General features: G+C 49.0%; 27 protein-coding genes. 7 read left to right on the forward strand and 20 right to left on the reverse strand.

The window, feature by feature from the left end:
• From FIU95_RS18145 to FIU95_RS18170, 6 genes are all read right to left on the reverse strand, one after another.
• A complete protein-coding gene (locus tag FIU95_RS18145) occupies window positions 1–597 on the reverse strand; it encodes a phage baseplate assembly protein V (protein WP_152455234.1) in 597 nt (198 codons plus the stop codon).
• The gene (locus tag FIU95_RS18150; protein ID WP_152455236.1) at window positions 594–1166 is read right to left on the reverse strand and encodes a hypothetical protein; all 573 of its coding nucleotides are present in this window, start codon (window positions 1164–1166) and stop codon (window positions 594–596) included. The genes FIU95_RS18145 and FIU95_RS18150 overlap by 4 nt, the downstream gene beginning before the upstream one ends.
• A gap of 129 nt (window positions 1167–1295) precedes the next feature.
• Entirely contained in the window at window positions 1296–1718 is a 423-nt protein-coding gene (locus FIU95_RS18155) for a hypothetical protein (protein WP_152455237.1), read from the reverse strand.
• Window positions 1715–2017 (reverse strand): hypothetical protein, encoded by a 303-nt coding sequence (locus tag FIU95_RS18160; RefSeq protein ID WP_152455239.1) that lies wholly within the window; start codon window positions 2015–2017, stop codon window positions 1715–1717. Before FIU95_RS18160 ends, FIU95_RS18155 begins: the two co-directional genes overlap by 4 nt.
• Complete coding sequence (locus FIU95_RS18165) at window positions 2004–2300, reverse strand: hypothetical protein (RefSeq protein ID WP_152455241.1); 297 nt, start codon at window positions 2298–2300, stop codon at window positions 2004–2006. The genes FIU95_RS18160 and FIU95_RS18165 overlap by 14 nt, the downstream gene beginning before the upstream one ends.
• Window positions 2301–3087: 787 nt before the next feature.
• Entirely contained in the window at window positions 3088–3375 is a 288-nt protein-coding gene (locus FIU95_RS18170; RefSeq protein WP_152455243.1) for a hypothetical protein, read from the reverse strand.
• A 180-nt stretch (window positions 3376–3555) separates the two neighbouring features.
• Between FIU95_RS18170 and FIU95_RS18175 the strand changes: the two genes are divergently transcribed.
• Both FIU95_RS18175 and FIU95_RS18180 read left to right on the forward strand, forming a co-directional pair.
• A complete protein-coding gene (locus FIU95_RS18175; RefSeq protein WP_152455245.1) occupies window positions 3556–3915 on the forward strand; it encodes a hypothetical protein in 360 nt (119 codons plus the stop codon).
• A 25-nt stretch (window positions 3916–3940) separates the two neighbouring features.
• On the forward strand, window positions 3941–4357 hold the full coding sequence (locus FIU95_RS18180; RefSeq protein WP_152455247.1) for a helix-turn-helix domain-containing protein: 417 nt from the start codon (window positions 3941–3943) through the stop codon (window positions 4355–4357).
• A gap of 21 nt (window positions 4358–4378) precedes the next feature.
• Here FIU95_RS18180 and FIU95_RS18185 read toward each other — a convergent pair whose 3' ends face one another.
• The gene (locus tag FIU95_RS18185; RefSeq protein WP_152455249.1) at window positions 4379–4897 is read right to left on the reverse strand and encodes a hypothetical protein; all 519 of its coding nucleotides are present in this window, start codon (window positions 4895–4897) and stop codon (window positions 4379–4381) included.
• Window positions 4898–4950: 53 nt separating this feature from the next.
• Window positions 4951–5445 carry a helix-turn-helix transcriptional regulator gene (locus FIU95_RS18190; protein WP_152455251.1) on the reverse strand — a complete coding sequence of 165 codons (495 nt, stop codon included), beginning with the start codon at window positions 5443–5445 and terminating at the stop codon, window positions 4951–4953.
• Between the two features lie 315 nt (window positions 5446–5760).
• On the opposite strand from FIU95_RS18190, the gene FIU95_RS18195 reads away from it, so the two are divergent.
• The 3 genes from FIU95_RS18195 (at window position 5761) to FIU95_RS18205 (ending at window position 7943) form a co-directional block, all read left to right on the forward strand.
• Window positions 5761–6561: a helix-turn-helix domain-containing protein gene (locus FIU95_RS18195; RefSeq protein WP_152455253.1), complete on the forward strand. Its 801-nt coding sequence runs from the start codon at window positions 5761–5763 to the stop codon at window positions 6559–6561.
• 708 nt (window positions 6562–7269) lie between these two features.
• Window positions 7270–7518, forward strand: a complete 249-nt coding sequence (locus tag FIU95_RS18200; RefSeq protein ID WP_152455255.1) for a hypothetical protein — start codon at window positions 7270–7272, stop codon at window positions 7516–7518.
• Window positions 7519–7577: 59 nt separating this feature from the next.
• Window positions 7578–7943: a transposase gene (locus FIU95_RS18205; protein ID WP_152455257.1), complete on the forward strand. Its 366-nt coding sequence runs from the start codon at window positions 7578–7580 to the stop codon at window positions 7941–7943.
• A gap of 661 nt (window positions 7944–8604) precedes the next feature.
• On the opposite strand, the gene FIU95_RS21380 is transcribed toward FIU95_RS18205, so the two are convergent.
• From FIU95_RS21380 to FIU95_RS18245, 8 genes are all read right to left on the reverse strand, one after another.
• Window positions 8605–8745 (reverse strand): hypothetical protein, encoded by a 141-nt coding sequence (locus tag FIU95_RS21380; protein ID WP_216646279.1) that lies wholly within the window; start codon window positions 8743–8745, stop codon window positions 8605–8607.
• Between the two features lie 68 nt (window positions 8746–8813).
• On the reverse strand, window positions 8814–9320 hold the full coding sequence (locus FIU95_RS18215) for a hypothetical protein (RefSeq protein WP_172975453.1): 507 nt from the start codon (window positions 9318–9320) through the stop codon (window positions 8814–8816).
• A 319-nt stretch (window positions 9321–9639) separates the two neighbouring features.
• Window positions 9640–11526 (reverse strand): DNA topoisomerase IV subunit B, encoded by a 1887-nt coding sequence (parE, locus tag FIU95_RS18220; RefSeq protein ID WP_152455261.1) that lies wholly within the window; start codon window positions 11524–11526, stop codon window positions 9640–9642.
• Window positions 11527–11538: 12 nt separating this feature from the next.
• Entirely contained in the window at window positions 11539–12162 is a 624-nt protein-coding gene (locus FIU95_RS18225) for a YqiA/YcfP family alpha/beta fold hydrolase (RefSeq protein WP_152455263.1), read from the reverse strand.
• A gap of 74 nt (window positions 12163–12236) precedes the next feature.
• Complete coding sequence (locus FIU95_RS18230) at window positions 12237–12890, reverse strand: hypothetical protein (protein ID WP_152455265.1); 654 nt, start codon at window positions 12888–12890, stop codon at window positions 12237–12239.
• Window positions 12891–13339: 449 nt separating this feature from the next.
• Entirely contained in the window at window positions 13340–14164 is an 825-nt protein-coding gene (locus FIU95_RS18235; RefSeq protein ID WP_253868731.1) for a phosphodiesterase, read from the reverse strand.
• A 41-nt stretch (window positions 14165–14205) separates the two neighbouring features.
• Window positions 14206–14727 (reverse strand): DUF1249 domain-containing protein, encoded by a 522-nt coding sequence (locus tag FIU95_RS18240; RefSeq protein ID WP_152455267.1) that lies wholly within the window; start codon window positions 14725–14727, stop codon window positions 14206–14208.
• Window positions 14728–14813: 86 nt separating this feature from the next.
• On the reverse strand, window positions 14814–15512 hold the full coding sequence (locus tag FIU95_RS18245; RefSeq protein ID WP_371416944.1) for an NUDIX domain-containing protein: 699 nt from the start codon (window positions 15510–15512) through the stop codon (window positions 14814–14816).
• Between the two features lie 116 nt (window positions 15513–15628).
• Here FIU95_RS18245 and FIU95_RS18250 point away from each other — a divergent pair, with 116 nt between their 5' ends.
• Window positions 15629–16669: a glycosyltransferase gene (locus FIU95_RS18250; RefSeq protein WP_152455269.1), complete on the forward strand. Its 1041-nt coding sequence runs from the start codon at window positions 15629–15631 to the stop codon at window positions 16667–16669.
• Between the two features lie 37 nt (window positions 16670–16706).
• Entirely contained in the window at window positions 16707–17762 is a 1056-nt protein-coding gene (locus FIU95_RS18255) for a glycosyltransferase (protein WP_152455271.1), read from the forward strand.
• Window positions 17763–17969: 207 nt separating this feature from the next.
• Here FIU95_RS18255 and FIU95_RS18260 read toward each other — a convergent pair whose 3' ends face one another.
• The 4 genes from FIU95_RS18260 to FIU95_RS18275 are packed head-to-tail and all read right to left on the reverse strand — an operon-like array spanning window position 17970 to window position 22245.
• Window positions 17970–18518 carry a DUF4136 domain-containing protein gene (locus tag FIU95_RS18260; RefSeq protein ID WP_152455273.1) on the reverse strand — a complete coding sequence of 183 codons (549 nt, stop codon included), beginning with the start codon at window positions 18516–18518 and terminating at the stop codon, window positions 17970–17972.
• A gap of 22 nt (window positions 18519–18540) precedes the next feature.
• Entirely contained in the window at window positions 18541–20925 is a 2385-nt protein-coding gene (locus tag FIU95_RS18265; RefSeq protein ID WP_152455275.1) for a PqiB family protein, read from the reverse strand.
• A complete protein-coding gene (locus tag FIU95_RS18270) occupies window positions 20918–21598 on the reverse strand; it encodes a paraquat-inducible protein A (protein ID WP_152455277.1) in 681 nt (226 codons plus the stop codon). Before FIU95_RS18270 ends, FIU95_RS18265 begins: the two co-directional genes overlap by 8 nt.
• Complete coding sequence (locus tag FIU95_RS18275) at window positions 21595–22245, reverse strand: paraquat-inducible protein A (protein ID WP_152455279.1); 651 nt, start codon at window positions 22243–22245, stop codon at window positions 21595–21597. The genes FIU95_RS18270 and FIU95_RS18275 overlap by 4 nt, the downstream gene beginning before the upstream one ends.
• Window positions 22246–22581 lie beyond the last annotated feature (336 nt).

The raw sequence follows: 22581 nt of genomic DNA on the forward strand, positions 1-22581 counted from the left end.
CTATTGCGGTTTCTCGGTAGGGCTACCCACCGACTTCACTTTATGTGTATGGTTAGGCAGGCTAATTCCGTTGCTTGTCAAATTTCCATCGGTGTGCCCTACATTTCCTTTCATCTTAATTTTAGCCCCCTCCAATTGGAGACTTTCACTATTTAAACTTATACTCTTTGCTTTTAGGTTTATATTCTCTGCTTCAGCAATAATTTTTCCCGTCACTTTTACTAAAGCATTTCCATTTTGATACTCAATCAAATCACCATTAGAAAAGGTACGTCGATATAGCTCGGCATCTTTACCATTTGCTGGAGCTTTATCACTATAAATTGCAGGTAAAATTACCCCTGAGCGTAGCTCACCACTTGGACTCAACACAGCTACCTGCTCGCCAATACTTGGGGGACGCCACTCTGTATCATTGCTACCTGCAGCAGGTGCGAACCAACGTAACCAAGTCGTTAGGTTTTCTCCCAAACGCACGCGGGCACACGCTGTGTTATAGTCAATCTCTGCTACGGTACCAAGACGCATGATATTGTCGAGCCGTCGCTGTATCTCGCCGAGTTGCTGTAAGAAAACTGTCATCAAGTCTGAGTTCATGCTTTGCCTACCTCACCAATTTTTATATATTCATCTCGGTGCTTTAAGCCTATTTTCGGCTCGTGCCCCACATGAATCCCTAGTGGTTCTGGCAATTTCTTAAAGTCTTCTCGACGATCATTTCCCAACCATACTTTCTGAGTAAACTTCAGTGAATATGCTGCAATCAAACCATCTTGGGCTTGATTAAGCTGTAATGGTTGCATCCCCTGAAAATTTAGACGCCCAGCTTTCTCTACCAATTTATCTTGAGAGTCAACCAGATGCTTTTCAAAGGCGAAAATAATGGGCGCAATAAAATTACGAGCGACTCTGTTGTTTTCTTCTAGAGTAGATAAATTTCCAACAACAATAGCGATCTCCCACTCTAATGAAAGCGGTTGAACTCCATTATTACAAGCCCCCAGCGTTTCACTTGTGACAAGTCTTAGCATTAGCGCTGGAAAACTATTGGGGATTTTATTGCTGGAAATTTTTAGCTCTTCTGTTAATTCACCAGACTTGATAACACCAGGAATACTTTTCAGTTTAAGTAAAATACTGTCAGACAACCCATTAATAATTGACATAATTTTGCATTCCTTTTCGGCCCCAATGTTCAGAGTAAAATTGATATTTCAAAAACCATAAAAATCCCAAGAATCTTTACTGGACTTTCAGATTTTTATTTATCTTGACTATAAATAATGACTTTCAGATTAAGATGAAGTCGAACGTGCCATATGATACCGAGCAGCGGCCTCACTGATTTTGTTTGGTGCAAAATAGAATGTTAAGATAACACCTACAGGTAAACCCATATTCGAAGCTGCATCAAATGCTACTTCAGCAGCTCTTGTAACACTTGAAATGTTTGGCTCAAATGCGGACCAAATACACAATATTAGAGCAACCGCACTCTCTAGAAGCCAAATAAAAGTTATTGCTAAGGCAAGTAAACGCCGTGTTAGATTTTGTCCTGCAGTCACTTGCTGCCATTTCAGCATCCATTCTAATATTTTCTCCTTGAAATTAGCCTTTTCTTCCTCAGTGTAAACTAAAGCATCTCCGGTTCTAATTACGGCTTCTACACTTTGCTCGATGACATCGCTGGTATCCCATAATCTTTTCCACAGGCTCACGGTTTAAACCCTACTTTAATGCCCCACAAACCAACCTCATTCCCAAGATATTGATGTGCTGCTTCAACGGCTTTATCGTAAACCTCATTGAGAGTTAAGAATCCTGCATTAGCAGTTTCAATATATGGATACTCTTGTAGCCGCCTGTAGAACCCACTACCATTGCATCGCCAAACAGTCATTTTTTCACTATTCGTTGATACAGCTATCATAAAGTTTTTTGCCGGCACAACTAATATGAGCACTTCCGAGGAACCAATTGATTCTAGGGTAAATTGATTTTCTTCAATTTTTTTCATATTTATGTACTGGATTCCGCATTAAAAAGTTCTTCACTTGATTTACGTCAGCCCCTACTTGATCAATACTATTCTGTAGATTTTCAAATCTACGGTCTGTTTTCTCTTCCAGGCGTCGATTGGCTTCATCTAGACGCGCAATATCATTTTTATGATTATGTTCTATGGCTTGCCATTTGCTCCAGAACATACCAAATGAGAAAACCGCCCCACATAGCATAATTACCAGACCAATAGCTACCGGTGTATCTCGATTGATTGTTCTAGGTTGCTCGCAGCTCATAAGTTCCTCGGGGCACAAAAAAACCCCGGATTTCCCGAGGTTTTAACATTTAGATTAAGCAGCTTCGAAAATTCAGTTGTACTTTATATTACTCATTAAGTCATAGAGAACTAAATACTGCCAAGATACAGTAACTTTACCAAAGGAGTCCGTAATCGCAAAAAGCAAACCCCTTTTAATTAGGCAACCAAATATTTCTGCATACATATACTTCTTTAAGTGGCTAGGTTGTAATTTTAGGGAATTAAAGATGAAAGCACTCATAATTGTGTTCAACTGCCATCAAACTCACCATACCCACTATGCAACAATCATATAGCAATAATCCGTAATCACTAAAAATAAGACCCTTTTAACTATAAGCAAATAATTGCTACAGCTTATAGGGGCTTAGAAAGGAAATTGCCTCACCATCCTAGATAGAATCGGGTGCTTTCAATACCTCAACCGACTATTGCTAGTTTCAATTTACCGACAATACAATAACTGTACTAAAAAAATCCGTAATTACAAACCCCGTGACCCTTTTTAATCTTGGTATACCTCTAACCCCATACTGCAAAAACGAGCCTTCCTTAAATCTCTTACTTCAAAGTTAAGCCTTAACTCTAACTTATCCTTCAACAATTCTTGTCTTCAAGATTCAATTGATAACCTATTTGAAAAAATTTTCTTAACTAAATTGGGGGTTCAAGGAATCAAATAGGAAGAGATACTTTATTTAAAATTGGGACGAGGCAAATGGAATTCCTAAGTTCTATTTAACCCCGTGTGACTTAAAACAACTCTATATGCTGGTTTTTCCCTTTACTGTACACACTTTGCAGTCTCTACAGAGATCAACACGTGCCGACGCAATACAGTGCAAAGAACCTCCTACGCTGGCTTTTACCTCACCGGTATCCTCTGCCAGCTCTTCAAGAAGCTGCTGCTGAATAAGGAGTGCTTGCCCCATTGTAGCGCCTTTCGCAAGTGCAATCTTGGCTGTTACTCGAGCGGCTACACGGGCAGCCCTATCTCCTGAATCCTGTGTTCCTTTTTTCACATTGGTTTGGATAATTTTTCTAGCTTCCATGACAAGCCTCACATCTTGTTGTCGTCATACCCCAAAAGCGAGAACAATATACCCCCTCAACTCTATTGTAAGAATCCCGTATGGGTCAGAGCTGGACCGCTTTACTAAAATAAATGTTGTATAGATACGATTTTGTGAGGTTGCACTATTTTATGGGCGCTTGTATTGATAGTTGGTTCTATGAGTAACATACCTACAAACTGGCTTGAGCTGAGTCCAGGTATGCGCCTAGTTCAGCGACGTAGGACGCTTGGCTTCAGCCTGGTAAAAATGTCGGCGATCACCGGAATCAGTGCTGAACGCTTACAGCGTTTAGAGACAGGTGGCGGGCGCCTCGCTCCAGCTGAACTTTTACCTCTGCTGGGAGGCTACAATTTAAGCCCTAATAGCTGGTTAGTAGGTACTGAGAGAGTCCCTCTGCTAGGCATCGTAGCCAGCCCTCAATTCCAACAACGCCTTGCTTTATTGGATGAGGAAGAAGTGGCGGCTTTAGAAAAGTTTGTGCTCAATATCACTGCAGGACGCAATGCCAAGCCGTGAACCAACCAGGGAAGAGTGCAATTATATGGAGATGTTAGCATCGATTGTGAAGTCTCTTCGCCTAGATGCCGGAAGGGGTACCACTGCTACTGCCCGTGCCTTGGGGATGAGCTTGTCTAGTTATAAACGACTAGAACGCTGTGAGTATCTAGCCAACGGCGCAGATCTTCAAAAGTTGGGACGCCTGTATGGGCTTGATGCCAATCTATTGGTCTACGGAGTCAGCTTGGTAGGTGAGCCCTTATCTGGTGAGGAGAAATTGGCACGCACTTGGCAGCGTATACTTTATCGCCTTCGTGCATTGGATTTACAGACTCAGGGAGCAGTTGGAGAGTTAGTGGCGGACCTGTATCGACTCCACAGAAAGCGCGGTGGCGTTCCTGCTGAAATAGCTTTAGCGAAAGACCAACGACATTTGCAGGAATTATTAAAGTCACAGTAAAGACCTGGCTGGCATACTGTCTTAATAAGACCTACTACTTCGGCGATGTATCTCAATCAGTACCCGTACTGCAGCTCGTGCTACGAGCTCTTTGCTGATTTTTCCCTTATTCTTTTTGGCATCTGCATAAAGTTCACTATAGGAACGTGTAAGGATTTCATCATCTAGATCGATATCTATATCACCGCTCAATGTATCATCCAGATAGCAAATAACCTCATTAACACACTGACCTGCCAGCACAAAATCTTTTACCGTTTTTGGGGGAGGGGCATCAGCGGCCGGTGTATTACGATCGATAGCATAAGCCCACCACATAGCATCAGAGCCCAAGGCTTCGGCAATTTTGTCCATTTCTCTGAGATCGCGGGGAAGAATGTTTTGACTAAGCCAGCGAGTAGTATTGGCTTTACTTACTCCGAACCTACGTGAAAACTCCGCGCTGCGGCCGGCCCCTTCAGGAGGAAAACCGGCTTCATCTAATAAATAGTTCAAACGCTCACTACAGCCCTCTGTGGCCCCTAAGTCTGAATCCATCATCTCTTTCCCTACCGATTGTTTATCCGTGTGCAAGCTTTATGCTTATCAACGCTTTAATTGCGACTTTCATTGCTTCTATGTTCCGCCAGCATTTTAACTGCGATAAGCGATATCCGCTCGGGGTCAATATTATCGCTATTACTGCGTGTATGCTTATAAAGCTCAATAAAACCCTTACTCAAACTTTCACTTTCGAGATCCAACGGCCTATCCATCAGATCACTTAAACACTTCAAGAGCTCATTGGCACACCGGCCAAACAGTGATATATCTACAGCTTCTGAACCCCTTGAATCTTCATCGCCCTTACCAATTGCCCACCAGAACGGGTCTACACCCAGCGCGTCCGCAATCCTTTTTAACTCTGACATATCACGAGGAACCTTGTCATCGTTGAGCCATCGAGTTGCATTAGCTGTATTTATTCCAAACTCTCTTGAGAACGCAGCTATGCGGCCCTTACCTTCAGGTACGAAACCTTTTGCATCCAAAAGTCGATGTAGTCGTTCGCTACATCCAGCAGTACTTACTGACACTTTATTGCTCAAGTCGGCTTCTTCCTAAAAAATAAGTATCACTTGTGAACCCTTTATTTAACTCATTTCAGTAACAAAACTATTCAATTCACAGGCTAATGGGCGCCTTTATCCTTATGCAGACTGCAAAATGATCATACCACAAGTCGAGAAAAGCGATAGGATAGTAGTTTTATTGCATAGCTACTGTAAAAACACAGAAAGGTGGAACAAATCAACAGGGCATGAATAGAAAACACCAAAGTGTCAGATTAGGCAGCTTGCAAAATGTACCGCTTGTGAAGTAATGTCATTATATATCACAAGCAGTACCCAAAAGGAGGGGCCGTGAGTCTAGAACTTATGGAAAGAGTCTGGAAACTCAAAGAACTGAATAGCACCGAAAAATATGTTCTGCTCGCTTATGTAAGCTATGCCGATGAAATTGGCCGAGCTTGGCCTAGCAAGGAAACTATCGCTCGCTGTACTTCCCTGTCAAAAACTACAATAAAGCGCACTGTGAATCGACTATGTACCAAAGGACATCTTGTCGAAATGCCCTTACAGGCTGGGTATGGTGCCGACAGTAAATTACGTAAAGTACGAGCTTATTTAATACAACCCGAGGGGCTAAATCCCACAAAGAACTTGGGGCAACATGGTCCTCTAAGCACTGATACTGAGGAGTCAGTATGCCAGGTTCATAATGTACCCGGTATATTGAGTGCCCCTACTGGGGTCAATCAACAAGCAGATCCTCTAAAAAGGAGGTCAAGTAGGTTTACTGAGCCCCCCAATAATATAATTAAGAATAAGTCTTTTAATAATCATAGAGGAATAATTCTCGATAACCTGCCCGATTCAATTGACCCAGAAATTGCGCGGGAAATAATTGACTACCGGGAAAAACAAAAAAAGCCACTAACTCAAGGTGCCTTTAATCGGCTAATAAAAACCGCCATGAAAGCCCCTGAAGTAGTAGGCATAACTGCCAATGCTGCTTTACAAAAAATTCCTGACCGAGGATGGCAGGGTCTAGAATTAGAATGGCTCAAACCTACCCAGAGTAAAGCATCACCTCACGTAAAAAAAAGTAACCGCCGTTCACGCGATATATCGATCTCAGAAATGCTCAATGATCAGTGGTAACTGACGTTGTGGTAGAGAAAACTCTTACTGATAAGCATCAATCAAAATTCATTAGTGTACTCAATGATTAATTTTACTACCCCTGCCAGCCGAAATTACTTCTCCCAAGAAGAATTACAGTGCAGATGTAAAAACTGTACTGCCGAACGCCGATCAGGAAATGTTAGCAATGGCGACGCCAAATATATGATTAGTGATTTCATTCAACATCTAAACCGGGTTCGAGAGAATGTGTACTGTCGACCTATGCCGATTTCTAGTGGTTATCGTTGCAGCCGTCACCCCATCGAGGCACGTAAGCGAAAACAAGCCAAGCTAGACTCTAAACCGTATCATCCAGGTGATCATCCCAGTGGTGTAGGTGTGGATGTAAGTGTTTATGGCGCTAACGCTCACGATTTAATTGAATCCTTGCATATTTACAATTGGTGGCACACCCAGAGGGGGATGGCTCGTCCATTTACCGCCATATGCCCTAATCAGCGCGGACCATACTCCAAGCGCTTTATTCATGTAGGTGGTAATACCGACTCCCCAGGACGTCCAAGGCCTTGGCTATGGACCTATTAATATTAAGGGTATTGATATTTGGTCGCTAGGTTTCATCTTGTATTCTTATCAATCTTATTAGTTCATAAAGGTCTAATTTTGTCTGGACTACATAAGCCTATTAATAACATTCTAATACTCAGTAGAGACATTACAAAAATGAATAGATTTGCGGTTTTCAGTGGAAGTTATAACCTGCAGATAGGAGGAGTAGCTGACTTTAAGGAGTCATACCCTACTAAAGCAGATGCAAAGAAAAAAGCAGAGGAAATTGCTAGAGATAATTTTTTTGTCAGCTGGATTCAAATTTTTGACAAAGTCACTGACGAGTTTTCCACCTACAGTGTGGTTGATAGAAAATTAAAAAAAAGAAATCATAGTTGCAATACTTCCAACTTTAGAACATAGAAAATCTATTAGAGGCTGTTTAACAACAGTCTTTGCTTAACTGGGAGGAGGCTTTTCTGATGGCAGCTTTGCACCAGCAAAAAAGGGGCTTCGAAATCAGGAAAACCAAGTGGGGCAAGGGTTCAAAGTGGATGGCAGTGGTCGATGGAGAAGGTTTTCCAGTGGGAGGCACCATTACTTCGGCCTCAACAGCAGAAGTAAAGTTATTACCCCCATTACTTGATGTTACGTATAAAAATACAAAGATTCATCGCTTAGTTTATGATAAAGCGGCGGACTCTGATCCTCTTCGAGATAGTCTGTTGAGCCATGGAATCGACCTTGTCTGTCCACACAGGAAAAATAGGAAAAAAGCCTCAAAGCAGGATGGTAGAAAGCTCAGAAGGTATGCTCGCCTTTGGAAAGTTGAGCGGACTTTTGCGTAGCTCGGAAATTACCGCCGTTTGATTGTTAGATGGGAGCTATATTTGTTCACTTATCGTATTTTTTCTATATTGCATGCATGTTAATTACGTTAAAGAAGTTATGAAATAGCTTCTAGCCATACGCTCACACCATCGAAACATAAAGGGCAATGGAAAATTGGCTAGAACAATCCCCAGTAAAACCTCAAGAAGCCCAATATTCCAGCCTAAATGAAAAGCCAAATAAGTAAAGATCAGCAGGTTAAGGGTAATACAGAACCATAAAACATAGCGAAAATAGGACATCCTATGAATACCTTCTAAGAAATCTGATTATTATTGACCTCGTCACCAGTCGTTCCCAACGTCCTCCAGTGGAAACGCCATAGAATTGATCATATTTATTAAGTGAAAATATTTTTAGATTACCTAGAGCGCTCTTGGTTAAGACTCCTGTACCCGCTCCTTCTTCTGTCAGAGCTTTATAGCCTCGTAAATAAGGCCAACCATAGCCCCAGCGGAAAGGAGTCGGCAAGAATGGTGTCCCACCCACTCTGACACCAACTAGCATAAGCAACGCTATTTCTCTCTCCCCAGTTTTGGCAACACAAATCTCCAAATTGCGGTCAGCCTCTTCACGCTGTGCATAGCTTCCACCCTTCCAGTAAGCGAAATCATGGGCCTAACAGCAATCCAACCATAAATCACTTTGATCGAGTGTGCCATCAGGAAAGACGCTACAGTCACCAGAGTCAAAATCCTCTATCTCTACAGCGAACAGGGGCAGGACATAGAATAAAAACAACAGCGGAAAATACTTCATAGAGACTCTTTAGATCTATTCTTTTCTCAACACACTCATAATCATAAAAATAGCTCGGCGAACGCAAACTACCAAAAGAATATTGAAAGCAATGTTACCGGCTGCTCTACCCTTTTATCTTCAATATGAAGGTAGCCAGTTCGGTTATAATCTCGCACATAACAGGGGTAAGGGCGACCACACAGATAGAGGATCAAATCTCTCAGGTCAAAGTAAAGACATAGCCCAATAATGATATATTCAATTACAAATAAAAACCCAAAGACTCCCCAGCCTTGATATATCTCGGAAAAATTCAAACTGAACCAAATAAAGAGTGGGCCGAACGTCACAAGATGGCAAATCCCTAGGGCTCGGGTATAGGGAATCATTCTGTCCAGATAGTAAACAACATGCATTGCCAAAAAGCGCGCCAAGAAAATCATTGGCCCTTCCCAGCGCCCAAATAGCAAAGTGAAAGGCGCCAGGAAAAATTGTGGCAACACCATGATCTTGGCCCATTGAGCGACCAGCCATCCGGTGGGTGAGCCTGGCTGCTCCAATAATCTGCGGTGCTCTTTAATGACAAAAATCACTCTGGTGACTAGCAGGCTTAGCATTGTCACATCCTTCAGAAGAACAAGTCTGTTATAAACAAAGGATAGAGTAGATGTTTAATCTAACCTTCGACATCCACAATAAAGACCAAACTTTAAATATTCTTTTTAAGAGACATGAAAAGAAAATACCCTACTAGTAACGTTACTAGACGATACCAGCATCACTATTTAAATTTCTTGAAAGGGGGAGGGATTATTGAGAAGGAGCACATGTACTTCGGCATCCATGCGCAAAGTACATGCTATTTTTAAAAGTGTAAGAACAACATATATTGATATTTTGCGGACCTAAAGATTAACCCACTTCCGCCAAATTACCCTTACTCTCCAACCACTGCTTGCGATCCCCGGCGCGCTTCTTGGCCAAGAGCATATCTAACAGCTGGTTACTGTCATCACCGGCATCGATATAAAGCTGTACCAGGCGGCGAGTGTTGGGGTCCATGGTGGTTTCACGTAGCTGCAAGGGATTCATTTCACCCAGACCTTTAAAGCGGGTTACCTGAATTTTGCCTTTTTTCTTTTCTGCGCTTATGCGGTCGAGGATGCCCTGCTTCTCTGATTCATCCAGCGCATAGTAAACATCTTTACCGATATCTATGCGGAACAGTGGCGGCATGGCTACATAGACGTGGCCATTGGTCACCAGTGGGCGGAAGTGACGCAGGAAAAGAGCACAGAGAAGAGTGGCAATATGCAGGCCATCGGAGTCGGCGTCGGCAAGGATACAAATCTTGTTGTAGCGCAATCCTTCCAGGTTGTCGCTACCAGGATCGACACCCAGTGCCACGGCAATATCGTGCACTTCCTGGCTGGCGAGGATCTCGGCGGAATCCACTTCCCAGGTATTCAGGATTTTACCGCGCAGCGGCATGATAGCCTGGAACTCGCGGTCCCGCGCCTGTTTAGCGGAACCGCCGGCGGAGTCCCCCTCTACCAGGAAAAGCTCGGAGCGGGAGGTATCGGCGCTGGAGCAATCTGCCAGCTTACCCGGCAATGCGGGACCTTGGGTAACCTTTTTACGTGCGACTTTTTTGGCAGAGCGCATTCGCTTTTGTGCATTACCAATACACAATTCGGCAAGCTTATCGCCCTCTTCTGTATGCTGGTTCAGCCACAGGCTGAAAGCATCCTTGGCCACGCCGGAAATAAATGCGGTGGCTTCACGGGAGGAGAGGCGCTCTTTGGTCTGCCCAGAGAACTGCGGGTCGGCCAGCTTGGCCGAGAGCACGTAAGAACACTGTCCCCAGATATCCTCAGGGCCCAGCTTGATACCGCGGGGCAATAAATTGCGAATCTCGCAGTACTCACGCATGGCGTCGAGCAGGCCCGCGCGCAGACCATTCACGTGAGTACCGCCCTGGGCAGTAGGGATCAGGTTAACGTAGGACTCGGCGGTGACCTCACCGCCCTCCGGCAACCATTGCACTGCCCAATCCGCAGCTTCGGTAGAGGCGGCAAAGCTGCCCACAAAGGGTTCGGCCGGCAATACTTCCCAGCCTTGATTGGCAGCGGCGAGATAGTCTTTGAGACCGTCCTCGTAGTACCACTCGTCGGACTCTCCATCCTGCTCATTGATAAAGGTAACTGTCAGGCCGGGGCACAATACCGCTTTGGCACGCAGTAGGTGGCGCAGGCGCACCACGGAGAATTTAGCGGAATCGAAATACTTGGGATCGGGCAGGAAGCGCACGCTGGTGCCCGTGGTGCGCTTGGCACAATCGCCGATCACCTCTAGGTCAGAGGCCTTTTCTCCATTTTGGAAGCCGATGCGGTGCACCTTGCCATCCCGTTGGATAGTCACTTCCAGCACTTTGGAAAGCGCGTTCACCACAGAAACGCCAACACCGTGTAAACCACCGGAAAACTGGTAGTTTTTATTGGAAAACTTACCGCCGGCGTGCAGGGTGGACAGTATCACTTCGACACCGGGGCGCCCCTGTTCCGGGTGTATATCCACCGGCATACCGCGACCGTTATCACTTACCGAGAGCGAATGGTCCTTATGCAGTACTACCTCAATTTTTTTTGCGTGCCCGGCGAGCGCTTCGTCGACACTGTTGTCGATCACTTCCTGGGCCAGGTGGTTGGGGCGGGTGGTATCTGTATACATGCCCGGGCGCTTTCGCACCGGGTCCAGCCCCGTGAGTACCTCAATATCTTCGGCGGAATAATTGGCCATAATTTTTATAAATTACTGCTGGTTAAATAGAAATTCGACAATGGGATCGCAGTATCGCGCGAAGCCCTGAAAGCTGTGATCACCACCCTCTTCGACAGTTTGACGCTGCCCTTGATAGAAAGACTCCGCATCGCGGTAGTCGAGGGTTTCATCGCCTCGCTGTGCCAAAAGCCAATAGCGGCTGAGCAGCGGGCTGGGTATCTCTGCTTCCAATTGCGCCATGGTATCAACGTCCGCCCCGCTAAGGCGATACTCCTGTGACTCACCGCTGTAAGGCTGTAACACCTGACCGACGTAGGACGGCATAAAGCGAGATGGGCGGACCGCGGGGTTAATCAGCACTGCCGGCAAACGATAGCGCTCACCGAGGTAGGTACACCAGAAGCCCCCCATCGAGCTACCGACCAGGCCGATAGGCCCAGTGTTGCCTGAGTCCAGGAAACCGTCCAACAGGCGCTGCAGTGATTGCTGGGCATTCCCCGGATAGGGAGAGATTTGCGGCGCACAGAAAATGATCTGCGGGTGGTCGGCAGCAAGCCGCTCCCGCATCAGTTGGCATTTAAAGGACTGAGGCGATGAAAGAAAGCCGTGCAGATAGATCAGCAGCGGCCTTCCGTTGAGATTTTGTGTTTGCATAGTCGGGGATTATAGCGCCCCGTGGCAGCAATGGGGCCTGCCTCCTCACAGATCCCACTGATCACCAGTCCCGATTACAACAGGGACCTGTCCAGGCTGGCAAATGCCCGGCGTATATCCACACGCATATCGGACCAGAAGGTGACACTGGTGAATCGCTCCAGCCGTCCACCCGGTCCGGACGAGGAACCAAAATTCTCGCCAATGTCCCGTCGATCGCGGAAATGCATTACAGCGCTGCCGTTACGATCGAACAGAGTACCTACCATTTCTGCGTAGGCACTCTGCTCTGTATAGACACGCCAGGTCCAGGGGGACGGATCGAGCGGTGCAGCCAGGGAGAAATTTTGCAGTGACAGAGATAGCGTGTAATCGGCCTCCGCCTGATCCGACACCTGCTGTGCATTGCGTGGTTTTAGCAGCTTATCGTTAAAGCTCTGTGCCAACAGAGTGTTTAGTCGCTGTAGATCCCTCTGGTCCAGCTCATAATCTTTTTCCCGATATTGGCGCCTGGGCAAGGAAGAGAATCGCTTAGTGTATTCAATCTGAACCGGTGCGATATAAACCTTAGCACCACTGAGATCTAGGGCAAAAGCCGCGGCGACTTCATCGAGCTGGCTCTGCCGCACTTCCAATCCATCGCTGCGCTCTTGCAGAGTGGACTGCTGGCTGCAAGCCGCGATCAATAAAAAGAGTGAGAGGAGTGGTAAAAAAAATAATTTATGCATTTTTAAATTCCCATTTTCCCGACAGGATATTTATCCGGTGAGAGGCTCCCAACACAACATTTATTACCACTCAATTTCGAGCCTCGGCAATTATAGAAACCAGAGTTAAATTCTTAATTGACCGCATCTTTCACCGCCTTTAGACCATATTGAAAAAACACAGCTCAATACAGGCCCCTCATTGTACGGTGAGAGGCTAGGAAAAGCAGGGGGCTTTGGTAAAGAAATACTTTCTTGCGCTTAACTAAAAAGGCAAAAGAAAGGAGCGGAATGCACTTGGGTAGTATGAATTAGGGATAACGATTTAGTATGGGTCCGAGTTATTTTTTCATTATACCGGAAGCAGTGAATTCTCTACTCGAGAACCAATAACGACTTGCAGGAGAGAAGATGAAGAAGCTGTAGTGGAACGGAAGAACCGCTGCGAATGCGCAGCGGTTTGACTTAAATCAATATCCGGATGAGGCGAGATCGACACAATACTTGGAGATAGCCACCCGCTCCACGCCAGTTTCGTAAGTGCCATCGCTAAACAATTCAAACCAGCGGTAACCAGGCATCTCATCGTCTACGGCGAAGGGGCCGCTACCGGGAGTGAACTGCACAGAGGTGGAGGGCGTCGCATGCAGACCGAAATGGCCTCGGTTGCTGTCAAACTGCTGATGTACATGCCCCCAAACCAGGGCTTTTACCTGAGGAGCCTGATCGACCATTTGCAAAAAGGTTTCACAGCCCTCGCGCAGCATATGGCCATCGATCCACTTGCTACCCACAGGTACCGGCTGGTGGTGCATCATAATGATCACCGGATGATCGCGGGTTTCCCACAGGAGTAATTGCAGGCGCTCCAGTTGCGCGCTGTCCAGGCCACCGCAAATCTGTCCTGTTACGCTGGTATCCAACAGCAGTAGGCGCCAATCTCCCAGGGCGACCAAATCAGTACAGCGATTGGGAGCCAGTTTTTTCATGCGGGCACTGACATCGTGGTTGCCGGGCAGCCAGTACCAGGGCATGGGAAGTGTGCGGGTTTTTTCTAGGAATCGGCAGTAGGAAGCCTCAGATCCATTGGCACTGATATCGCCGGTGGCAACCAGGGCTCGGGCGCGGGGTAGCCCACTTCGGAGAGAGGTCAAAACTTCATCGAGGGTGTAGCCGGTATCCAGACCCAACAATTGATAATCGGGCCTGCTGCCGATATGTGGATCTGTGATCTGGATAAGACGTTGCGAAGTCACCCCCGGGGGTGAATCCGACTTGTTGTGCTCGCGAATCACTTGCTCACCTTGTGTTCACATCCATGTGTTCTGCAGCAGAATTAAAATCTCTGGCCATCCAACACCAGTTCAAATTCTGCACGACCATTTGCAAGACAGTACTCCAACCACTCGCCGAGAAAGCGATTGGCCTGGGGTCTCTCATCTGCACGCTGCATACGGGGATTTGGATAGGCGGTATCCACTCCTTTACCACCCACCGGCCCGCGACCATTGGCTTTTATCACCTCCGCCATGCACGCATCGTGGTAGAGGCGTACAGTCAGGTCTGGAGGCTCCAGCCACTGACACTCGTTGAGATTTACCTCCGCCGCCAGAGACACCTCCGTGGTGTATCTGGAGCGCTCCACTACTCTCAACACCAGAGTGCCACCGGGCAGCTGGTAGCGCCAGAGCGCTCTTTGTGAAAGCTCTGGCAACAATTTGGTCAAGCGCAGGTAGTTGGCGTCACAATCGGCATGATAAGACGACAGGTCGACTCTATACACCGCCCGCCCGTTGCCATTTGGCGACATTTTCGACTGCCTTCGCCGTCGCGTTTTAGCCTCGCCCAGTAGAGCCATTATCAACACTCCAATTCAGTGACCGCCGTGACTCAGCTCTCAATTTGCTCTATACGCAGGTAACCGTGCGCAATGCAAATGACCAGTCAGGCAGTTGCCCTGTGGTTTGTTAGTTTTGCCCGGTTCAATTGCAGCCACTGCATACAAATAATGGTGGCCGAATTATCGATAGGGTTCTCACCTGGAGCATAGCCCCCCGCCATGGTGGCGAGTATCGAGTCTCTGGAAAATACCCGCAGGCGGATATCTTCGTTTTCCTGCTCCAAGCCAAAGTAACCCTCTGCACTGCTCAAGTCCACCAGCGCACAATACAGGTGCAGCCGTTCGGAGCTGCCACCCACACTGGGCATATAACTGTGGATAAAGTGCAACGCCTGTACCTTAAGCCCCGCTTCTTCCAGTACTTCGCGACGGGCTACATGCTCCAGGTCCTCCCCGGCTTCCACCATGCCGGCCACTACTTCCAGGCACCAGGGGCCCGCCGGTCGCTCCAGTGCGCCAATACGAAACTGCTCGGTAAGCGCAACGAGATCCCGATCAGGATCGTAGAGCAATACCCCCACTGCCGGACCGCGTACAAACAGCTCCCGCGTGAAGATTTCACTCCAGCCACCGCGAAAAAGGCGATGGCGCAGCCGCAACCGCAACATGGAAAAAAATCCCTTATAGACAGTCTCCCTGGAAACAACTTCTACAGAATCTGCGGAAAACTCCGGGGACAAACCCTTTTGACTCTTCATTTTTGACATTAGTTCGCTGACCTTCTGCGCGAGTGGGATCTGCATACTTGGGCACTATATGACCGGGATGCAGCTGTTATACTCTGCGCCCACCGTACCAGCCCCTATAGCAAGCGGCCATACGTATTATCTCCCTGGATTTTTTTAGAGACCGCACCACCATGAGAGTGCTCAATATCGCCTACCAGCAACTGCGCCGTTACGGTAAGACGCGGGTTAGCTGGGCACAGAAACTGACTTTTGGCCTGATCAAAAACGACCACTATACACAGGTGTTCAGCGACCGGGATGTGGCAGCCTTTGAAGCGCCCTTTGGAATCCGCGACTTGGGGGTGAGCAAAGCCAATCGCCGCCTGTTGGAAACGGTTGAAGCATTTGAGCCCGACCTGATCATCGCCGGCCACTGCGACATGATCAGTAACGACACCCTGAAGGCGATCAAGCAACAACAGCCCAACTGCCTGATCGCACACTGCAATAACGATCCGCTGTTCGTGCCCAGCAATGTTGAGCGTATCAAGCACCGCGCCGAAGTGGCCGATGCTGTCTTTGTCTCCACCGGCCGCCGCGAACTGAGTATTTTTGAGGGGATAAATGCCCGCGTTTACCACATGCCCAACCCGGTCGAGCCCTCCATCGAAAACCTCAATAATGCCGAGCGCACTGATCTGCCTATCGATCTGCTGTTTTGTAGCAACAGCAATAATTTCACCAAGCGCCTGCAAATGGTGAAAAATCTCAAGGATGCCCTGGGAGATTCGCTGAGCTTCAAAACCTACGGCAGCTTTGGTGAAGCGCCAGTTTGGGGGAGGGACTACGATCGCGCACTGGCACAAACTAAAATGGGGCTGAACTTTAACCGCCAGGATACCCACTACTGGTATTCCTCAGCGCGTATGGCCCAGCTCGCCGGCAATGGTATTTTGCAATTCACCAGTGACAAGTTGCACTTCGACGAACTACTGCCTGCAGAGAGCGTGGTTTACTTTTCCGATGAGCAGGACCTGCTGGAAAAAATCCGCGAGTTCCATGGTGATGATGCCAAGCGCCGCGCCTGGGCAGCAAAAGCCCGGGAATTTTTCCACACCGAAATGAACTCAAAACTCTACGCCCAGTACATTGTTGAGGCCACCAGCCTGCAACCCTTTAGTCACGACTACGCCTGGGCGCACGATATAAACCTGGATGGCACGCTGAAATAACGGCCGCTGGAAGAATTACACAGAATACGTTGGATTTATGAGTAACAAGCCAATTCGAGTGGCGCAGGTCCTCGCCGGTGCCGAGCACGGCGGTGCGGAAAATTTTTTCGTGCGCCTGGTAAGCGGATTGAATCCGCGCGCTGAGATTAACGAGAAAGCCTTTATCCGCAACCACGATCACCGCGTGCAGGCGCTGCGCAACAATGGAGTCGAAACCGAAGGTTTTAAGTTTGGCGGCAAACTGGATTTTCTCGGTCGCAGAGTTTACCGCGAGGCACTGAATAACTGGCAGCCGGACATCGTGATGACCTGGATGGGGCGCGCCACCATTATCACCCCCAACTCAAAAAACTACCTATTGGTCAGTCGGCTCGGTCACTATTACAACCTGAAATACTACCGCCACGCGGATTATTGGATCGGTATCAGTAAGGGTATTTGCCAGCATATGATCGATGGCGGTATTCCCAGGGAGCGTATTTTTCATATCCCCAATTTTGCCGATGAGACTCCGGTAGAACCGCTGCCACGCAACAGTTTCGATACCCCCGAAGACAAACCCTTGATCCTTGCCGCGGGCCGCCTGCACATCAACAAGGGTTTTGATGTCCTGCTGCACTCCCTGGCGCAGATACCCGACGCCACCCTGTGGCTCGCCGGTAGCGGCCCCGAAGAGGCCAACCTGAAAGCGCTGTGCCACAAGCTCGGCCTGGACCAGCGCGTGCGCTTCCTCGGCTGGCGCAACGACGTCACGACCCTGATGCGCACCGCGGATCTGTTTGTATGCCCATCACGGCACGAGGGACTGGGTTCCATCGTAATGGAGTCCTGGGCACATCGCTGCCCGATTGTCGCCACCAATTCCCAGGGGCCCGGCGAAGTGATCAGTGATGGTCACAGCGGACTTATTACTCCCATCGACGATGCCGATGCCCTGGCCAAAGCCGTCCGCTCGGTGCTGGATAACCCAGATTTACGCCAGAGCCTGATTGAGAATGCCGCGGAAGTGTATGCGCAGGGCTATTCGAAGCAATTTATTGTGGACTCCTATATTGAACTCTACGATACCCTGATGAGACGCGGGCGCCCCTAGCTCCTATAAAAATTGCAGAAAGCCTTCAAAGTATTTTCACGGCCTTGCCTCTGCAGCCGTGAAAACAAAAAAGACCAGTAATATTGCTACCAATAACTGGCAGCTCTCTGATATTTGAAGAGCTTCTATATGAAGAGCTTCGCCGGCCAATGGCCGGCGATGAGGGATGTAAGGTAGGGAAGCTTAAAAAACCGATAATAATTCGGTTCACTGATACGCTGGTGGCAGATCCCGTAATAATTCACTGACGCCTCGTGAAATCAGGCGTTGACGCTGTTCAACACTATCGGGGCGGGTCAGCAGCTCGCTGGCACTGCCACCCCAAATTGTCACGCCATCAGGGCGACCAATCCCCACACTCATAATCACCAGTGGTGCATCGGTAAGTGGTGGCAATTCCACCACATCTTGCGGTGCGTTGCTGTCAAACTGCTTATCCCAGCTTGGGTCCCGGGTATCTCCGGAAAAAAACTCATCCACCACAGCCACCTGATAATCCACGACCATATCCGCATCCTGGTCCTGGGCTACCTGCCGGTAACCGCGCTGCTGTAATTGGGCCGCCACCGTGCCGCGCATTTCCTCATCCAGCTCCACCAATTGTGCAGAGGCATCCACATCGTTGAGGGGCGTTACTCCCCATTTATAAGTGGAAAAAGCCACCGGCTGGGCTCCCGTATTCACCCGTTCCACTTGCATTTCCTGGCACCCGGCCAAAAACAGCAGTGTCATTAGTCCCATGGTTATGTAACGCATAAATACTCCTTGACTTTATTACTTATTTGACCGGTTCTGCATAATTATACAGCTCTATCTTAGGGCTCCACTTATACCACTTGGGCTCCGCACGAGGATAGAGCGGGAAGTGGCTGCCGGATTCCACTTCGAATCCCATAAATGGCGGCTCGGGTGTGGCAAAAGCAATTCCCCCCTTAATCAGGGCCTGAGCAGACTCAGTATTAATGTTGAGACCACTTTTCAGCCCAAAATTCACATCTACACCGCTGGCGTTCCAAAAAACTGTGTACTCGCGCACAAGCGGACGGTATTGCGGTTCGATATGCACATAGATATATACCCGGTCCGCCCACTCTCCCAACTCAAAACCGGTAACCTCCCCAACTTGAACCTGGCGGTAATAGACGGGACTGCCCGCCACCAGAGAGCCTCGCCTGGCGGCATCGAGTATTATGGTCAAACCAGGTCGACTCATGGTTTCGGCAAGGTCCTCTTTCGGGGCCTGTAACTCGGCATAAAATTCTGTTTCCGGGGGCCCTCCGCCAGGCTCAAGGGCCAAATAGCGGCCGGTAATGAGCGTATCCAGATGCTCAACTTTACTAATGCCAATTTGTGGCGACACCACCCAGATACGAGTGCCGGCACGGGCAAAGTTACCTCCACGGTGATAGAGCTTCGCTCGCGCCTGTACCTCACTGAGATCCCTGCCGAGACGCAAACGGGTTATTTCCCCAATTTGTACGCCTTTGTAGCGCAATGGAGCCCCGACCTTGAGTCCCTCGGCATTGGGTAAATAAATGTGTATCTCAATGCCCTCCTCCAACGCTGCCTCGCGGCTGCGGTATAAGGGGAACTGGTCGCCATTTTGCACAGGCCCGCCCTTTTCGTGGTCATCGCGCCTCATACCAAATGCGACACCACCGCGCAGTAGCGACATCAGTGAATCAGCCTGTACCTCGATACCGCTACTGAGACTCGCACTAGCCCGTAGCCCGCTGATATTCCAGAAACGGGTACCCGGCTTAACCAGGTGCGCATAGCGGGGTTCGATCACCACATACACCTCAACGCCTTCGCCGTCTCTGCGCAATTCCATTCCCTGCACTTTGCCCACTTCGATACGGCGGAAATAAACGGGAGCCCCCCGCTGCAGTGAGCCCGGGTTGCGGGAGGTAAGACGTAAATGCAGCCCTGGCACCCTGGGGTCCATTTGTGGCGCCGAGGCACGAGCGGAAAAAGTGCGTTGGGAGCGCTGTCCGCGACGCAGCTCTACCTCAATGCGATTGCCCTGAATTAATTCATTCAGGCCACCACTAAAATCAAAGGTGGGCGGCGCCAACCAGAAACGCGTATTTTCACTGAGCAGGTCGTCGGTAGCTGGGTCCATCAACACCCTGACCTCCATTCCATTCATACTGGCATTGGCTTTAGCGCGACTGACCTCCCCCACTTTGATTCCCTGGTAATACACCTTGGTACTGCCGGGTGTCACATCGACACCTCGATCAAAATTTAGGGTGACAGAAATTCCCGCATCTGCCGCGGCAAAATTTTTATACAGTTTGAATTCTGTGCCGTTGACCGCCAGTGGCGACTGACGCTGGGATTCCGGCGTGTAAAAACTGACACCACCGGCAAACAGGGCAGCGAGAGATTCTAGGTTAATACTGATACCGCTGATTCCCCCCTCAATCGAAATCCCAGAACTGTTCCAAAAGCGGCTGCCCCGGTGTACCAGATAGGCGTATTCGCGACGGATAAATAATTCGATCCCAACTTGGTTGCCGTCTTCATCGAGGCTGTAGTCTGCCACCTGCCCCACGCGCAACTGGCGGTAGTACACCGGTGACCCTCGACTGAGGGAGCCGAGCCTGCGGGACTTGAGCACCACGCGCAGGCCATCGCCACGAACAAATGCTGGCGGGCGATCCAGAGCGACAAATTCCCGTTTGCGTTTGCCACTGCCGGACTCCACGGCGATGTAGTTGCCCGATAGCAGAGTCTCCAATCCGCTGATGCCGGTAATGGACAGCTCCGGTTTCACTACCCAAAACTCGGTGCCCTCCACGAGCAGATACTCGGCACTGCGGTTGAGACTGACTTCCGCCATCACGCCATCGGCGCCGTTTAATTCTTTAGCATTGGGTACCAGACGTACATCTTGAACAACGCCTATATCCACACCCGAATATTTGACCACCGTTTTGCCTTTCACCAGGCCATCGCCGGAGTGAAACAGGATGCTCGCGTGCACATCCCCTTCAGCCATATCTTGGTAGAGCAACCAGGCGGCGATCAGACCGGCCACCAGTGGCAATATCCAAACAAGCGGCAGACCCCGGCTCCTGCGAACCTGCCCACGCTGGGCGCCCTCATAAGCCCGGGGCTCTATAACGTCATTATCCTCAGGCACATTGTCAGCCATTTTCTGCCGCACTCCTGTGAGCCGTTTCCGGCTCTACCGCAGTTGCATACAGATCTCCATCGTGTGCATCCCAGATCAAGCGCGGGTCGAAAGAGCGCGCCGCCAGCATGGTAACCACCACCACCGAGGCAAAAGCGGTGCTACCAGGGCCGGCTGCTACCTGTGCGATAAACCCCATATCCACCAGGGCCGCAAGAATCGAGATCATAAATAGATCCAATAGCGACCAGCGCCCGATTCCGGAAACCACCCGATAAATTTTCATCGCCTGGGTCGGCACAAAATGCAATCGCAGCTGAATCTGCACTAATAGCAATATCAACCCCAGCAGCTTCATTACCGGTACGGCAATACTGGCCACAAAAACAATTAGGGCAATCCCCCACATACCGCTGTTATAGAGTTGCATCACACCGCTGATAATTGTGCTGGGTTCACCGGCACCGAGGTAAATAACACTCATAATCGGCAGGATATTTGCTGGCAGTAACAACAGAGCACCGGTGATTGTCAGCGCCCAGGTAAGCATCAAACTGCCATCAATGCGTCCATAGACACTCGCACCACAGCGAGGGCAGCGGCAGCGCCCTCCCCGGGCCGGTAAAATAATCAGCTGATGACAGCTCAGGCAGCTGGTCATTCCCTTTTTGAGCGCTTTCTGCGGAGCACTCATAGCGCAGCCCTGCGCAAGTCACGCCGCAGTGCCAAGCGTTGCCAAATAGCATTTTGATCGAAGCTGAGGGAGGAGAGGTTGGCCACCAACATCATGGCACCAAAGCAATAGAGCCCCGGTTCCACATCCATTTTTCCCAGGTCCCTCAATTTGATCAGCGCCACCAGGATGCCCAGCATGTAGACATCCAACATGCCCCACTCCTTGATGTGCTGGTACCAGCGCACCGAAAAAGCAACCGCCCGATCCAGGAACTTCCAGGTACTGCCGCAGCAGATAAACAACAGCAGTAGGAACTTTCCCAAGGGTGCCAATACACTGCAAAACAGCACCAGAGATGCCAGCCAGATAAAACCCGCTTTGTACAGGGAGTTTACGCCGTTCAATAGGGTATTATCGGCACCAAAAGAGAAAAGTGAGAACGTGAGTAACGGCAGACTGGCCGAGGGAATAAATAGCAATAGCCCAGTCAGGCTCAGGGCAATAGTGTAATAAACGCTGTGATTGCTGTTGCGGTGCAGAGTGCAACGGCATCGAGGACAAACCAGTTTTTGGCCTGGCGGTGCCAAACCGCCGGTCAATAGCAGATCACATTCATGACAGGCACGCTGCCAGGGTATCGGCTTAGTGTTGCGCAGCTGATTCATGTGCCAGAGGTCCTTGCCTTATTCTGCACAATTTTTGCCGCATCCAAATACTTCGATGGCGCGTCTATTGCAATGTAGGGCCATTGCCCTATTCAATGCTGCCCTGATACTGCCAGGCAGTTACCGGTAAACGCACATTCGCGTCGGTTTAACGAAGATATACCAAAAAGCCCAAAGCGTCGCCTCGACGCTTAGACTAGCCGCGGGTACACTCTCGCGACTGCTAATTGGGGAGACTGGCAGCGCCATCAGACAATGCGAGCCAAAGGAACCCACCGAGAATCAGAACTCGAGTGCCGCTCCAAATAACTGACAGAAGCTTGAAGACCGCACCCG

The sequence above is a fragment of the Microbulbifer sp. THAF38 genome (assembly GCF_009363535.1).
In the GTDB taxonomy this organism is placed as follows: Bacteria; Pseudomonadota; Gammaproteobacteria; order Pseudomonadales; family Cellvibrionaceae; genus Microbulbifer.

Excerpts from the sequence above, each read along its gene's own strand:
- FIU95_RS18145 (WP_152455234.1), bottom strand. The coding sequence starts at position 597 with ATGAACTCAGACTTGATGACAGTTTTCTTACAGCAACTCGGCGAGATA.
- FIU95_RS18150 (WP_152455236.1), bottom strand. The coding sequence starts at position 1,166 with ATGTCAATTATTAATGGGTTGTCTGACAGTATTTTACTTAAACTGAAA.
- FIU95_RS18160 (WP_152455239.1), bottom strand. The coding sequence starts at position 2,017 with ATGAAAAAAATTGAAGAAAATCAATTTACCCTAGAATCAATTGGTTCC.
- FIU95_RS18165 (WP_152455241.1), bottom strand. The coding sequence starts at position 2,300 with ATGAGCTGCGAGCAACCTAGAACAATCAATCGAGATACACCGGTAGCT.
- FIU95_RS18170 (WP_152455243.1), bottom strand. The coding sequence starts at position 3,375 with ATGGAAGCTAGAAAAATTATCCAAACCAATGTGAAAAAAGGAACACAG.
- FIU95_RS18175 (WP_152455245.1), top strand. The coding sequence starts at position 3,556 with ATGAGTAACATACCTACAAACTGGCTTGAGCTGAGTCCAGGTATGCGC.
- FIU95_RS18180 (WP_152455247.1), top strand. The coding sequence starts at position 3,941 with ATGGAGATGTTAGCATCGATTGTGAAGTCTCTTCGCCTAGATGCCGGA.
- FIU95_RS18185 (WP_152455249.1), bottom strand. The coding sequence starts at position 4,897 with ATGATGGATTCAGACTTAGGGGCCACAGAGGGCTGTAGTGAGCGTTTG.
- FIU95_RS18200 (WP_152455255.1), top strand. The coding sequence starts at position 7,270 with ATGAATAGATTTGCGGTTTTCAGTGGAAGTTATAACCTGCAGATAGGA.
- FIU95_RS18205 (WP_152455257.1), top strand. The coding sequence starts at position 7,578 with ATGGCAGCTTTGCACCAGCAAAAAAGGGGCTTCGAAATCAGGAAAACC.
- FIU95_RS21380 (WP_216646279.1), bottom strand. The coding sequence starts at position 8,745 with ATGAAGTATTTTCCGCTGTTGTTTTTATTCTATGTCCTGCCCCTGTTC.
- parE (WP_152455261.1), bottom strand. The coding sequence starts at position 11,526 with ATGGCCAATTATTCCGCCGAAGATATTGAGGTACTCACGGGGCTGGAC.
- FIU95_RS18225 (WP_152455263.1), bottom strand. The coding sequence starts at position 12,162 with ATGCAAACACAAAATCTCAACGGAAGGCCGCTGCTGATCTATCTGCAC.
- FIU95_RS18230 (WP_152455265.1), bottom strand. The coding sequence starts at position 12,890 with ATGCATAAATTATTTTTTTTACCACTCCTCTCACTCTTTTTATTGATC.
- FIU95_RS18240 (WP_152455267.1), bottom strand. The coding sequence starts at position 14,727 with ATGGCTCTACTGGGCGAGGCTAAAACGCGACGGCGAAGGCAGTCGAAA.
- FIU95_RS18245 (WP_371416944.1), bottom strand. The coding sequence starts at position 15,512 with ATGCAGATCCCACTCGCGCAGAAGGTCAGCGAACTAATGTCAAAAATG.
- FIU95_RS18250 (WP_152455269.1), top strand. The coding sequence starts at position 15,629 with ATGAGAGTGCTCAATATCGCCTACCAGCAACTGCGCCGTTACGGTAAG.
- FIU95_RS18255 (WP_152455271.1), top strand. The coding sequence starts at position 16,707 with ATGAGTAACAAGCCAATTCGAGTGGCGCAGGTCCTCGCCGGTGCCGAG.
- FIU95_RS18260 (WP_152455273.1), bottom strand. The coding sequence starts at position 18,518 with ATGCGTTACATAACCATGGGACTAATGACACTGCTGTTTTTGGCCGGG.
- FIU95_RS18265 (WP_152455275.1), bottom strand. The coding sequence starts at position 20,925 with ATGGCTGACAATGTGCCTGAGGATAATGACGTTATAGAGCCCCGGGCT.
- FIU95_RS18270 (WP_152455277.1), bottom strand. The coding sequence starts at position 21,598 with ATGAGTGCTCCGCAGAAAGCGCTCAAAAAGGGAATGACCAGCTGCCTG.
- FIU95_RS18275 (WP_152455279.1), bottom strand. The coding sequence starts at position 22,245 with ATGAATCAGCTGCGCAACACTAAGCCGATACCCTGGCAGCGTGCCTGT.